Source organism: Alcanivorax sp. VBW004, from assembly GCF_009718865.1.
In the GTDB taxonomy this organism is placed as follows: Bacteria; Pseudomonadota; Gammaproteobacteria; order Pseudomonadales; family Alcanivoracaceae; genus Alcanivorax.
Genome location: NZ_WNHC01000001.1, coordinates 1,945,383 through 1,959,209 on the forward strand (window position 1 = coordinate 1,945,383; position 13,827 = coordinate 1,959,209).

Here is a 13,827-nt window from a genome sequence, read left to right on the forward strand (position 1 = left end):
TGCGTTAATAAACCGGGAGAGCTCATATGAATGCCAAGCACGATACCCTGAAAGCGGACCCGCTGGCCCAGACCCATGAGGTCTTCAACCAGGCCCGGGCGCTGGAAGATTACAACGCTTACGACAACGATACGGCCCTGCGCGAGGCGGTGGCCCGCCATGGCGCGGGCTGGGCGGAGGATGCCCTGTCTGCCCACGGTGCCCGCACCGGCAGTGCCGAGGTGATCGAATGGGGCTTTCTGGCCAACGAACACAAGCCACAGTTTTTTTCCCACGATCGTCAGGGGTACCGGGTGGACCTGGTGAAATACCACGAGTCCTACCACCGGTTGATGGCCCTGGGGCTGGAGTCCGGCATGCACTCCTCGCCTTGGTCAAACCCCAAGCCAGGTGCACACGTGGCCCGGGCAGCGCAGAGCTATTTACAGGCGCAGGTCGACGCTGGTCACGGTTGCCCGCTGACCATGACGTTTGCCTCGGTGCCCTCCATCAGCCTGACGCCGGCACTGGCGAAGGAGTGGTTACCCAAGATTCTCAATAACGCCTATGACCCGCGCAATGTGCCCCATACCGAGAAGCAGGCGCTGACCATTGGCATGGGCATGACGGAAAAGCAGGGCGGTTCCGATGTGCGTGCCAACACCACCGTTGCTACCGCCATTGGCAATGAAGGGCCGGGTGAGGCCTATGAGCTGGTTGGGCACAAGTGGTTTACCTCTGCACCCATGTGCGATGCCTTTCTGGTGCTGGCGCAGACGCAAAGCGGGTTGAGCTGTTTTCTGGTGCCGCGCTGGCGCCCGGATGGCAGCAAGAACCCGATCCAGGTGCAGCGCCTGAAAAACAAGATGGGTAACGTGTCCAACGCTTCCTCGGAAATCGAGTTGCGCGGTGCGCTGGGCTGGTTGGTCGGCGAAGAAGGCCGTGGGGTGCCGGCGATTATCGAAATGGTGGCGATGACCCGCTTCGATTGCATGATCGGATCGGCATCGGGGCAACGTCAGGCGGTGGCCCAGGCCGTGAACCATGCGGCCGGGCGTGCAGCTTTCGGCAAAACGCTTCTGGACCAGCCCTTGATGCGTAATGTGCTGGCGGATCTGCAGCTGGAAGTGGAAGGTTCCCTGGCCATCGCCATGCGCATGGGCGAAGCGCTGGATCAGTCCACACTGGACCCGTCCAACAGCCATGAAAGCCTGCTGCTGCGTCTGGGCTTGCCCGCCGGCAAATACTGGATTTGCAAACGCACCCCGTTCCATGCCTACGAGGCTATGGAGTGCCTGGGTGGCAACGGCGTGACGGAGGACTTCATCATGGCACGCTTGTATCGCGAAGCGCCAATCAATGCGATCTGGGAAGGCTCCGGCAATGTGCAAGCGCTGGATATGCTTCGCGCCCTCGGTAAAACGCCGGCAGTGCTGGATACCTGGTTTGCGGAACTGGCCAAGACCCAGGGGAGTGATGCCCGTCTGGACAAGGCCGTGGACGCGCTCAAGCGCGAATTCAGCGATATGGATGAGGCTGAATACCGGGCCCGGGATATCGTGGATCGGGTATCACTGACCATGCAGGCCAGCCAGCTGGTGGCCGCCGGCAATACCGCCGTGGCTGAAGCGTTCATTGCTTCGCGACTGGGTGAGCATGGGGATCGCAACTACGGCACCTTGCCCAAAGGGCTGGATCTGGGGGAGATTCTTGAGCGGGCAAACCCGTGGGAAGGCAATTAATAGTTAATAATGAATAATTAATAACGTCGCGGATCAGGAGTTTCTGATTCCGAAAGCAAAGAGGCCGCGTCCAGATACTGGACGCGGCCTCTTGCGTTTCAAACACCCTGGAGCGGGCTCGCGCCAGCTATTAATTAGAGTTTCAGTTTCCCCGCAATCTCGAACCACATGGCGCGGAAGGCCTGGGCGGAGGGGGTGTAGGGGGCGAATTCGCCGACCGGGGCCCGGTGGTCGCCCATCTGCTCCACGTGGGTGGAGTAGGGAATCCAGCCTTTCAATCCGCCCTTCATGGCCTTGGGGCGTTTCACCAGCATTTCCACGTGCAGGTCGCGATGGCGGTCGACCATGTTGAAGAACGGTACTACGGTCAGGTTCTTGTAGTTCTTGCTGTCGATCCAGTCGAGCACCTGCTGGAAGGCGCGCACAGACAGGTGGGTGGGGATGACCGGGACAAACAGGTAATCCACCGCGGCAAAGATACTTTCCGCCACCGGGCTCAGGGTGGGCGGGCAGTCCAGGATTACCAGTTCGTAGCTTTCCCCCAGCGGGGCAATGAGCTGTTTCAGGCGGTTTTTGGCGCCGCCATTCTCGAGCAGCTTGATATCCGCATTGCGCATGGACAGGTCGGCAGGGATCGCATCCAGGTTGGCCCAGCGGGTTTCCCGTTTCAGGCGGCCAATGGGCTGCTTGCCCTTGATCAGGTTGGCGGCCTTGTAGCCATCGCCATCGTCCACCCCCAGGTAAAAGCTGGCGGCACCTTGCGGGTCCAGGTCCCAGAGCAGGGTGCGGTGTTTCCAGCGTGCAGCGTGCCAGGCCACGTTGACTGCGGTGGTGGTTTTACCTACGCCCCCTTTCAGGTTGTAAAAGGCAATGGTTTGCATGGCGTCCCTTTCCTGTAAGCTTTGAGAGTGGAGTGCCCGGGGCTCCCGTCTGCCTGCCCGCGCGACCAGCCATTATAGCGGCCCCGGCCGCGTTATAGGCTGGGCTCAGGCTAGCACGAACCGGTGAAATGTCCCATGTCGTGGCCAGACCCGGCTTTTGGGTCAGCGGGCTGGCTTGTGATCAGGGCATTCAGGCGCTTTAATAGCCCTCCACAGGCACGGCCCGGCGGGCCGGAATAACAAAGAAAGAGGTTTTGATCAGGGTGAGCGCGACAGCCAACAAACGCTATCAAGTCTTTATCAGCGCCACGTTCCCTGATATGCAGGGCGCGCGCCAGGCACTGATACTGCCCATGCTGGAGCACGGGCTGATTCCTACCGGCCTGGATAGTGCGGCGGCGGACGGCAATACCCTGTTGCCGGTGATCCAGAAGCTGATCGAAACCAGTGATTATTTCATCCTGATTGTGGGCGGCCGTTACGGCACCCTGTCGCCGATGGGGCTCAGCGAGATCCACCGTGAGTACATCTTCGCCGCCACCAAGCGCAAACCGATAATTGCCTTTATCCATGAAAATCCCTCCGCCTTGCCGGAAGCGCAGCGTGAGCCGACCCGGGATGGTCAGGTGCGCCGTGACGATTTTGTGCGCCTGCTGGAAGAGAAGGTGACGTGCTATCGCTGGAGTACTGAAGCAGGCCTGAACGAGCTGGCTGGCAAGGTGATTCCCCACCTGATGCGTGAACACCATGCAGTGGGTTGGGTGCGTGCCGATCAGGCGGGCGAGGGCGGTGGTGCCCAGGCGGAGGCGCTCAAGGCGCGCATTGAACTGCTGGAAAAAGAGCGTGAAGAAGCGCTCAGCCAGGCGCGCCCCCCCTTGAAGACCCTGGCCCGTGCCGGGGACCAGGTGGCGCTGGATTATTCCTGCAATGTGTATGAAGGCGGTGACTGCAAGCTGGCCATGGTGACCACCAAGATTAGCTGGGATCAGGCCTTTTCCTGTGTGGCGCCGTTGATGTTGAACCCGGCGGCGGAATCGGTGTTGCAGAAAGCGCTGGAAGATTTTATCGGCCGCAAGGCTCTGGGGGATGTGCAGAACGATTTCCCTCGAGCCCACGCCGTGCGCAATGTGGTGCTGGCAGCCCATGCCTTTAATCAGGTGAAAATCCATCTGCGGGCATTGGGGCTGATCAACCGGTCGGCAGAAAAGGACAGCCGTGGCCTGCCGCTCTGGCAGTTGACCGCCCATGGCGACAACACCATGAGTCAGGTGATGGCAGTGAAAAGGACTGTGAAGCTTTAAACTGAAGCTTCTTTTCGGAGCCGCTGTAGGAGCGTATCTTGAGGCGCGAACCGTGCGTAGCACGGTATCGTCCGTAGGACGATCAGGAATCCCGGATTTCAAACAGACTTTATTCATTTCCAGTTTTAATAAACAAAGAGGCCGCGCCCAAAGGTTGGGCGCGGCCTCTTTGTTTATTGCTTTGTTAAACACCTGTCGAGTGTTCTGATGCTTGATCGTCCTGCGGACGATTCCTCGCTACGCGAGGTTCGCACCCTGAACGGTGCTCCTACAGGTGTGGTTAGCCAAGTTTGGATTTGATGAACGCCACCACCTCATCCACCGGCACTTCGGTCTTGTCTGCATCCCCACGTCCCTTGTATTCCAGCACGCCGTTGTCCATGCCACGCTCGGCGATGACGATGCGATGGGGGATGCCGATTAGTTCGCTGTCAGCCAGTTTGACGCCCAGGCGTTCCTTCTCGCGGTCATCGAAGATCACCTCAATACCGGCAGCGGTGAGCTCGGCGTAGAGCGTTTCTGCCAGCTCACGCTCCCGGGGGCTTTTCTTGATGTTCACCGGAATCAGGGCCACCTGGAACGGGGCAATGGCTTCCGGCCAGATGATGCCCCGGTCGTCGTTGTTTTGTTCAATGGCGGCGGCCACCACGCGGGTCACGCCGATGCCGTAGCAGCCCATGGGCATCACCACGGATTTGCCATTTTCATCCAGCACGGTGGCGCCCAGTGCTTCGGAGTACTTGGTACCGAGTTGGAAAATATGCCCCACTTCGATGCCGCGTTTGATGCTCAGGGTGCCGGTGCCATCCGGGCTGGGATCACCATTGACCACATTACGCAGGTCGGCGATTTGTGGCAGGGCCACGTCCCGTTCCCAGTTGATGTTGAAGTGGTGTTTGCCATCTTCATTGGCGCCGGCACCGAAATCGCTCATCACCGCCACGCTGCGATCAGCGATGACCGTAAATGGCAGATCTACGGGGCCCAGTGAACCGGGGCCTGCACCTATTGCTTTGCGAATCTCATCTTCGCTGGCAAATTCCAGTGGCGTGGCGACGGCCTCCAGCTTCTCGGCTTTAATATCGTTCAGTTCGTGATCGCCACGTACCAGCAATGCTACCAGCTGGCCTTCTTCGGCCCCTTTCACTACCAGCGTCTTGATGGTCTTCTCGATGGGCAGATCGAACTGGGCCACCAGTTCCTCAATGGTTCTGGCATTGGGGGTATCCACCTTTTCCATGGCGGCGCCGGGCGCCGGGCGCTCTATGGCAGGGGCCAGCGCCTCCGCCAGTTCCACATTGGCGGCGTAGTCGGAGCCATCGGAAAAGGCGATATCATCCTCACCGGACTCGGCCAGCACATGGAATTCATGGCTGGCGGCGCCGCCGATGGCGCCGGTATCGGCTTCCACCGGGCGATAATCCAGGCCCAGCCGATCAAAGATGGCGCAGTAGGCCCGGTGCATGATCTGGTAGGTGTCTGCCAGGGAATCCATGTTGGTATGGAAGGAATAGGCATCCTTCATGATGAATTCCCGCGAGCGCATGATGCCGAAACGTGGGCGAATTTCGTCACGGAACTTGGTCTGAATCTGGTAAAAGTTGGCCGGCAACTGTTTGTAGCTGTGCAGCTCGTTGCGCACCATGTCGGTGATCACTTCTTCATGGGTCGGGCCCAGGCAGAAAGGGTTGTTGTGGCGGTCGGTAATGCGCAGCAGCTCCGGGCCATAGGCCGGCGCCCGGCCGGATTCTTCCCACAGTTCCATGGGCTGCACCACTGGCATCAGCACTTCCTGCGCGCCGGCCCGGTCCATTTCCTCACGAATTACCTGCTCCACCTTGCGCAGTACCCGCAACCCGGATGGCAGCCAGGTATAGAGGCCGGAAGCCAGTTTGCGCACCATGCCGGCCCGCAACATCAGCTGGTGACTGGTCACAACGGCGTCCGCCGGGGTTTCTTTAACGGTAGCAAGCAAATACTGGGAGGTGCGCATAAAGATGTCTTCGGCCAGTTGATTCGATAGCCCTCCATTCTATGGCCAAAGGGCATTGCTAACCAGTCATCCGGCGTTTCCCGCACTGTGTTTATCTGGCGAGCTCTCGTATGCTTGAGGTTTTACCGTATTGATTGAGAGATGGATATGCTGAATGCGCAGCAGGTGCAGGATGTCATTTACCAGGGCCTGCCAGCGGCCTCGGAAGAAGGGTTGCGGATTGAGGAAGTGGGGGCGCGGCGGGCGCGGGTGCGTTCGCCGTTCCGGCCGTCGACCTTGCGCCCAGGTGGCAGTATCTCCGGGCCGACCATGATGGGGCTGGCGGATGCGGCCATGTACGCGGCGATCCTGGGTGAGCTGGGTCGGGTGGAAATGGCGGTGACGCAGAACCTGAATATCAATTTCCTGTCACGCCCGGCCCCGGCGGACCTGATTGCCGAGGCGGTGATTCTGCGGTTGGGGCGTCGCGCTGCGGTGCTGGAAGTGCAGCTGTTCAGTGAGGGCAACGATGAAATGGTTGCCCACGTCACCGGGACCTATGCGCTGCCGCATTGAACTGCAAGCTGCAAAAACGGGATAGGGTAACGGGGACGCCTCACCCAGTTTCCCTTTTCACTTTGAACTTTCAACTGAGTTTCGCGGGCAGGGCGGTCACAGTGTGGCACTGCCCCAACCCGCGTTGCAGCTTGATGCTTGTAGCTTGCCGCGTTCCTTTACCTCAATTCTTTTTCCCAGATCAGGTCGATGCTGTTCGATTCACTGCTGGAGCGGGCCTCAAGGTGCAGGCTTCGGGTCAGGGTATAGCGCAGGATGACGGTGGAAATGGCATCGAACAGGCCCACCGCGTAGGTCAGATACAACCGTTCGGAGAGTTGTTTGCCGAGCATCAGTGCCGCGTCGTCGCTTTCCCAGTCGCTACCCACGCTGATGTCATCCACACCGAGTTTGTCGCCGATCTTTTCGGTGACACCGCTGCCTCTTTCCAGCCCGTATAACGCCAGTGCCTGGGCAATCTGGTTGCCCTCGCTCTTGGAGCCGCTTTCCAGTGGGCGGCCGGTGAGCAGGTAGGACATGGCCTGGCTTTGTTCCATGCTGGGGTCGGAAAACAGAGATGCACTGGGTTCTTGCAGGGTGCCACTCAACTGCACACCCACCACTACGCCTTCGCTGGGGATTTTTCGGATGGCGCGAATATCCAGGCCGGGGTTGTCCGGTGGCCCCTGGAAAATCAGCTGGCCGTCGCTGATGGCCAGGTTCTGGCCGTAGGCCCGGTAGCGGCCTTCGCGAATCACCAGCTCGCCATTGAGTTGCGGTGGCCGCTGGGGTTTCTGCTCAACCTGCAGTGTGCCGCCGAGCATGGCGTCAAGCCCGAAACCCTTGAAGTGGACCTTGTCACCCAATGTCAGGGTGACATCCATACCCAGTGGCAGCTGACTGTTGCTGTCGCCTTCCTGATGCACCAGCACCTGATCGTTGCTGACCGTGATGGCGCCTTCCGGAATTTCCACTGGCCGGATTTCGGCTTCCGGAATGGCCAGGGCGCCGGTCAGGTTCAGCCCTTCCAGGTCGCCCGCCAGGGTCAGATCCGGCGTTAGCAGGATGCGGGCATCGGGCCGGTCAGCGGCAAGCAGGCGTTCGCCGCCAAGTGTCAGCTGCAGGGGGATGTTTTTCTCGCCGGGATCCACCGTGCCGTTCAGATTCAGAGTGCCCGTGCCCATCTGAGCGGAGCCGGTGATGTCCAGTTTGCCCTGGGGATTGCCCTGAATGGCCACCTGCAAGTCGGCGATATCGATCCCGAGAAAAGGAATCAGCGCTTGCCCGTTCTGCAGCTTGATGGCGCCGTTCATGATGGGCTGACGGACCGTGCCGGCCAGGGAAAAGTCGCCGTGAATACGGCCCTGCACTTCGCGGAGGTCGGCGGTGAACAGTTCCACAAAGGCCAGGCTGTTCAGAGTGAAATCCACGTCACCTCGCAGCGACGAGTCCAGTGCCAGGCCATGTTCGAGTTGCGCGTGAGCATTGCCCAGCGCGGTGGTCAGGGTCAGGTTGCTGCTGAGTCGTTGATCGGCGAGCGTGCCTTGCACGGTGAGCGCTTCGATCTCCACCGGGGGAGGGGCATCTGCCGTGTTAACGGTGATCTTGGCGTCCCGGGTTTGCAGGGAGAACTGGCCATCGGGCTTGTCCAGCGGGCCGCGTAGGGTGATGTCGGCATTCACGGCGCCCTGCAGGCTCAGGGTGGGGCCGAGCAGGCTATTGGCCAGGGCCAGTGGTAGATCTGCCAGGCGTAGCTCTGCGTCAACGCTGTTTTGGGCGTTGGCTGTATGACTGCCCTGCAGGCACAGCTGGCTGGGAGCCTGTACCAGACAGAATGGAGCAAGTGATTGCGATTGGGCAGAGACACGCAAGCTGCTGTCCGTGTCCTGTTGCCACTGCCCCAGGCGAGTGTGTTGCAGCCGGGTGCCGGAGAGGGTGCCTTGCCATGCGGTGGCCGCCGGGTCGATGCCGCCATGCAAGCGGGTTTCCAGGCTCACCTCAGCGCGGCTCGCTTCAGCCTTGAGCTGATGCTGGCCCCAGCTGCCGTTGACGGTGACGGAGAGGGTGCTGACCTGTTCGGTGTTGCCTTGTTTGAGCTGACTGCCGGTCAGGCTTAGCGCCATGTCACCGCGGTGCGAGGTTTGCGGCAGGCGCAGTTGTGAGAACCGGCTTTGCACCTGTGCTATCTGCCAGTCCTGCCAGCCCAGGGTATTGCCGGTGAGTTGGCCGCTGAGTGCCGGGTCGCTATATGTGCCCTGCAGCTGAATCTGGCCAGCCAGATTCCCGCTCAGCCCCGGGTATAATTGCTGCAGGCGTGCCAGTGTCAGGTTGCTGCGTAGTTGCCACTGTGGCCACACCTGGCCGCTGGCCTGAAGCTGGTTGTCTCCCCAGCTGCCCTGGGTGTTCAGCTGCAATTGTTGTTTGCCATCGGGCGTCTGGCTTTGCAGGGTGCTGGTGAATGACAGTGCCTGCTGGCGCACCTGGCCGCGCAACGACAGCTCACTGGGCGACAGGGTCCAGCGATCGCCGTCCCATTGCCCCTGGCTGTGGCCGTCGATGGCCAGTTGGCCGGGGAAGAGCGGGTGCAGCAGGGCGGTGTTGAGGTCGCCGCTGAGATCCAGATCCCAGCTTAATGGGCTGAACATCACCTGGCCGTTGCTGGCCAGCGTCTGGTCGCCGTCCTGTACGGTGAATTCATGCAGGGTAATACCGCCGGGAATGAGGACGCTGTCCACGGTGATGGCTACATTGCGCTCACCGCTGGACAAGCCGGTGTGGCCGTTCAGGCGCAGTGCGTCGAGCGGGCCGCTTGTGTCCAGTTCGCCTTTGCCCAGCGACAAAGGCTGCGGCAAGGCAAGCGGCAACGGCTGGGCTGGCCAGCGATGGTGCAGGGCGATTTGCCATTGCTCATCCTTGAGCCGCCACTCCCCCTGACTTTGCATTTCCACCGGGCCGGTAAGCTGATGGTGCAGCTGAAGTTGGCTCAGTGGGCCCGCCAGGGTGAGTTGGCCGCTGGCGTGTTGTGCCTGCAAGGTATCGGTGTCGGGCAGTGGCAGCTGCCAGCTAGCGGTGCCTTGCACATCGAAGGGGGCGGTCAATTTGCCCTGGGCGGTGGCCTGCACCCTGGCACCGGCCAGGGTGTGAGTGTGCAGGCGGGCGATCTGGAAGCGTCGCCAGGCCGCGAGGCTGTCTGCTTCCAGCTTGCTGACCAGTACCGTGTCGTTCAGCTGAAAGGCATCCACGGTTAACCGGTCGATACGTATCCCGAAGGGCAGTGCCTGGCTCTCTGGCAGGGCCGCCGGTTGCGGCTCGGTGTCATCTCCGGGCGCAAGCGTAATGTGCAGGGTGCCAAGGGACAGGCTTTCCAGTTCCAGCCAGCCACTGAACAGGGCTCGTGGCACCATGTCGGCGCTGACCTGATCCAGGGTCACGGTCAGCCCCTGATAGCGGTAGTCGATGTCATTGAGGGTGATGCCGCTGAGCAGGCTGCCGTGCCATTCGCCCAGGCTGAGTTCGCCGGGGATAAAGGGGGAGGCTTTTTCCAGTAGCCAGCGGTTGCCGGTGGCGGTGCCCAGCAGCAGCGTCAGGCCCAGCAGACAGGCCAGCAACAGGCTGAGTAATACCAGCAAGCTGCGGGCCAGGACGGAGCGCAGGGCAAAGCCGTTTTGAGGTTCGCGCCCGATCACAGGTCCGGCCCCATGCTCAGGTGTAGGCGCCAGTCGCGGTGCTCGTCCACGGCCCGGGCAATGTCCAGGCGAATCGGCCCCAGTGGCGAGCGCCAGCGGATGCCGATGCCGGCACTGTGGCGCGGCTCGAAGGCATCGAAATCGTTGAAGGCGTTGCCGGCATCGGTGAAAGCTGCCAAGTGCCATTTCTCGGTGAGCGGGTGATCGTATTCCAGACTGCCGGTGGCCAGGTGACGCCCGCCGATGACGTCGCCGTTGCTGTCTTCCGGGCCCAGGGATTCATAGGCGAAACCGCGCACGCTGGAATCGCCACCGGCGAAGAAGCGGATGGAGGCTGGCAGTTCGGTCACATCATTGACCTCGGTGTAACCCAGATCGGTGCGCATCAAAACGCGCCCGCCCAGCAAGGGAAAGAGAATCTTGCCACCGCTGGTGAGTTGCAAGAAGGAGGCCGTGGATGACAGGTTCTGATCGGCGAACCGTACGGCGGTGTTCAGGCGCCACCCGAAGGTGGGGTAGACCGGGTCGTCGGCCTTGACGCGGCTTAACTGGAAACCGGGAATCAGCAGTTCGGCCTGATCCACCTGGTCGGCGATCTGGTAGGTCTCACGCAGGAATTCCAGGGAGGTGGTGGCCACCCAGCGATTTTCCAGTTCGACGATATAATCCGCCCCGGTGCTCCAGCGCTCGTTTTCATTACTGTCAGTGTTTTCGTTGACGAAGCTGGTGTGCAGGTCCAGCCGTTCATGGAGCGGGTCCTTCAGCGGGATCTGGTAACTGGCCCCGGCCCCTTGCTGCACTTCGGACAACTCGGTCTCCGCCCGGAAGCGGTGGCCGGCCTTGTTGACCCGGCGATTCTCTACCCCCAGCCGGACCCGTGGCCCGGTATCGGTGCTGATGCCGACACCGGTGAGCAGCGACCAGCGGTTGTTGTCCGTCAGTGCGATGCTGACGGGAATCCGGCGGGTGGTGTCGTTAGGTTCCCCTTTTTGTACCCGCACGGCGCTGAAGTAGCCGGCACCAAGAAACGATTGCTGGGTTTCCAGCATGCGGCCGCTGTCGTAGGGCTCGCCTTCCTGGAAGCTGACATAGGCGTTAATCAATGAAGGATTGAGTACGCTGCCGCTAACGGTGACTTCACCGAAGTGATAGCGCGGGCCGCTGTCCACATGCAGCGTAATGCTGGCCCGGTGGGCTTTTGTGTCCACCTTGAGGGTGTGGGTGGTCAGCTCGCCGTGGACGTAACCGCGACTGATGAGGTGCTGTTGCAGGCTCTTTTTCAGGTTGCTGTAGCGGTCATGTTGCAGCCGCTGACCGGTGGCCAGCTGCGCCTGCTCCACCAATCTGGTGAACGCCGGATCCTGGGCCGCATCGCCGGTGATTTCCACTTGCACGTGTTTGAGTATCACTGGTGGGCCGGTGTTCACGTCCAGGGTCACGCTGACGCAGTCGCCGTTTTCATCGGCGGACAGGGAAAGCTGGCTGTCGTAGTAGCCCATGGCCTGCAGGGCATCGGTACTGTTGGCAATGATTTGCCGGCGGATCAGGCCGTACTGGGCCCGGGGGGGCCGGCAGGGATAGCGAGACAGGTCCACCAGCGCCCGAATGTTGTTGGCCACCGCCTCACTGGCGTTGCCGGTGATGTGCAGGTTTGGCGTGTCTTTGGCGAACGCAAGGGCGGGAAACAGCATCAGCAGCATCAGGATGAACGTCTTGCTCTGCCGATTGTGGTATCGATGGTGCGCCAAGCTCTGCATCCCTGTTTACGTCAGCCCACAGTGTAAGCCAAGGGCGGGGGGAACGAGAACCTTAACTGCCTGGCGGGTCAACCTTGTGGTGCGGGTTTTCTCGCTGGTTGTCACGTGAATAGTCGCTGGCACTGGGCCGTTTTTTCAGCCGGCGTTGCAGGGTGCGGCGGTGAATGCCAAGGGCGTCTGCAGCCCGCGAGATATTGCCGCCGTGGGCGTCGAGGGTGCGCTGGATATGTTCCCATTCCAGCCGCTGCAGTGAGGGCGGGCTGTCTGGCAGGGGCAGCGCTTGGCTGGCCGGGTCGGCATCCAGTGCCTGCAGGATGTCGTTGGCGCCAGCGGGTTTGGTCAGATAGTTGTGGGCGCCACGGTGGGTGGCGGCGACGGCGGCGGCGATACTGCCGTAGCCGGTCAACAGGATCACCCGGCAAAGGGGGAACTGCTGGCGGACCGGTTCAATCAGGTCGAGGCCATTATCGCTGCCCAGGTTCTGGTCCAGAATCGCGCCGTCCAGCGGGGTGTCTTGGGCGGTGAGCTGCGCGATCAGCTGCAATGCCTGCTCGCGATCATGGGCCACATGGACCTGGGCACCATGGCGGCTTAGTGCCCGGGCGGTTTGTTCAGCGAGCAAGTCGTCGTCTTCTACCAGCAACAGCTGACGGCTGAGAGAGGCGTTGTTCATGATGCGGCTCCCGGGCTGTCGGTTTGCGGCCAGTGAATCCGCGCCTGGGTCCAGCTGTGGCCAAAGTCCATTTCCAGCTCGGCACCGATTTGCGCTAGGCTGGAGTGCACCAGCGTGAGCCCCATGCCCAGCCCTTCGCGCTCTGAATCCGGGTGGGCCGGGCCATCATCACTGAGCTGGAGCCGATAGAGGGGTGCATGGTCGCTGACAGTGATGGTCAGTCGCGTGGCGCCGGCGTCCATGGCGTTGTAGCCCAGATTGCACAGTACCCGGAACCAGCTCTGACTGTCGGCCACTTGAGGGTCCGTTTCCAGCGCATGCGTCACGCTGAGGGTGGGTGCCAGATGACGCAAATGCTGCTGTAACTGCTGGATCAGGACGCTGAGAGGCAGGCCGGATTCCAGCTGGGTGGCTGTGCCTTGTTTCAGGCGGCTGGCCACGTTGCGGGCCAGGTGGTCCATTTGCTCGACTTCCGGACGCAGGGAATCGGGCATTTCAGGGGCGTGGAGAAGATTGTCTGCCAGCATCACCAGTGTGCCCAGCGGGGTATTCAGTTCATGGGCCTGGTCCGCCAGGGTCGCGGCTACCTGATACATGTGCTCACGGCGCCCGGCCAGATCCAGTGCCTGTTCCTGTTGTCGTTGTTGTTGTCGCATCAGTCGCTGGATGACCTGCCCGAGCAGGCTGAGCATGACCAGCAGGGCAATGAAGACAGCGGCCATGCCGGCACTGTGCAGGCCACTGAGCTGGTGGCTGAGGGCGTGTAGCGGGCTGTTCATGGCGGGCATCTGATACCAGCTCAGCGACACCATGTAGCCGCCCAGTGCCAGCAGGGCGACCAACAGTCCCCCTGTCATGGGCAGAGTCAGCGAGGCCATCAGGGCGGGGACCAGCAAGTAGAATGAAAGCGGATTGCCGGCACCACCAAAGCCCTGGATCAGGCCGGCAAACAGCACCACGTCCATGGCCAGCTCCAGCGTCAATAATTGGCTGTGGCGGCGACCGTGGACCTTGCGGGTGAACAGGGTGACCAGGTTGGGCAGCAACAACGCGCCCAGCCAGCCCAGTTCGGCCAACTGATAGCCGGTATGGCCGAACCGTTGCAGCACGATCAGGGCCAGGGTGATGGCCAGTACCAGCAGGCTGCGCAACCAGATGAGTCGCAGGCGCCAGTTCAATAAGGGAGGGCGGTTATCCATGGTGGCTATTGTAGCGGTAAATCGGCGCGGGGAGGTGTGGCAGTTTGCCCGGGTGAGGGCGAGTTGAAAGTTCAAAGTGTAA

At 61.3% G+C, this 13,827-nt stretch carries 9 protein-coding genes; 3 read left to right on the forward strand and 6 right to left on the reverse strand.

All coding sequences use genetic code 11. The features are described from left to right. Positions 1–26 precede the first annotated feature (26 nt). Positions 27–1,721, forward strand: coding sequence for an acyl-CoA dehydrogenase family protein (locus F1529_RS08895; RefSeq protein WP_155133917.1), 1,695 nt, complete (start codon positions 27–29; stop codon positions 1,719–1,721). Positions 1,722–1,855: 134 nt separating this feature from the next. Here F1529_RS08895 and F1529_RS08900 read toward each other — a convergent pair whose 3' ends face one another. Beyond that, entirely contained in the window at positions 1,856–2,602 is a 747-nt protein-coding gene (locus F1529_RS08900; protein ID WP_007149533.1) for a ParA family protein, read from the reverse strand. A gap of 263 nt (positions 2,603–2,865) precedes the next feature. Here F1529_RS08900 and F1529_RS08905 point away from each other — a divergent pair, with 263 nt between their 5' ends. Then, the gene (locus F1529_RS08905) at positions 2,866–3,903 is read left to right on the forward strand and encodes a DUF4062 domain-containing protein (RefSeq protein ID WP_370456987.1); all 1,038 of its coding nucleotides are present in this window, start codon (positions 2,866–2,868) and stop codon (positions 3,901–3,903) included. Positions 3,904–4,183: 280 nt separating this feature from the next. Here the strand turns inward: F1529_RS08905 and F1529_RS08910 are convergent, their stop codons facing one another. Then, positions 4,184–5,896 (reverse strand): proline--tRNA ligase, encoded by a 1,713-nt coding sequence (locus tag F1529_RS08910; protein WP_155133920.1) that lies wholly within the window; start codon positions 5,894–5,896, stop codon positions 4,184–4,186. A gap of 147 nt (positions 5,897–6,043) precedes the next feature. On the opposite strand from F1529_RS08910, the gene F1529_RS08915 reads away from it, so the two are divergent. After that, the gene (locus F1529_RS08915) at positions 6,044–6,451 is read left to right on the forward strand and encodes a PaaI family thioesterase (protein WP_155133923.1); all 408 of its coding nucleotides are present in this window, start codon (positions 6,044–6,046) and stop codon (positions 6,449–6,451) included. A 158-nt stretch (positions 6,452–6,609) separates the two neighbouring features. Here F1529_RS08915 and F1529_RS08920 read toward each other — a convergent pair whose 3' ends face one another. Genes F1529_RS08920 through F1529_RS08935 form a run of 4 tightly spaced genes read right to left on the reverse strand, consistent with a single transcriptional unit; the run spans position 6,610 to position 13,745 of the window. Then, positions 6,610–10,116, reverse strand: coding sequence for a translocation/assembly module TamB domain-containing protein (locus tag F1529_RS08920; RefSeq protein WP_370456988.1), 3,507 nt, complete (start codon positions 10,114–10,116; stop codon positions 6,610–6,612). Further along, on the reverse strand, positions 10,113–11,873 hold the full coding sequence (locus F1529_RS08925; protein WP_230457745.1) for an autotransporter assembly complex family protein: 1,761 nt from the start codon (positions 11,871–11,873) through the stop codon (positions 10,113–10,115). The genes F1529_RS08920 and F1529_RS08925 overlap by 4 nt, the downstream gene beginning before the upstream one ends. Positions 11,874–11,925: 52 nt before the next feature. Next, positions 11,926–12,546, reverse strand: coding sequence for a response regulator transcription factor (locus F1529_RS08930; protein WP_155133926.1), 621 nt, complete (start codon positions 12,544–12,546; stop codon positions 11,926–11,928). Beyond that, on the reverse strand, positions 12,543–13,745 hold the full coding sequence (locus F1529_RS08935; RefSeq protein ID WP_155133929.1) for a HAMP domain-containing histidine kinase: 1,203 nt from the start codon (positions 13,743–13,745) through the stop codon (positions 12,543–12,545). Before F1529_RS08935 ends, F1529_RS08930 begins: the two co-directional genes overlap by 4 nt. Positions 13,746–13,827: the final 82 nt, after the last annotated feature.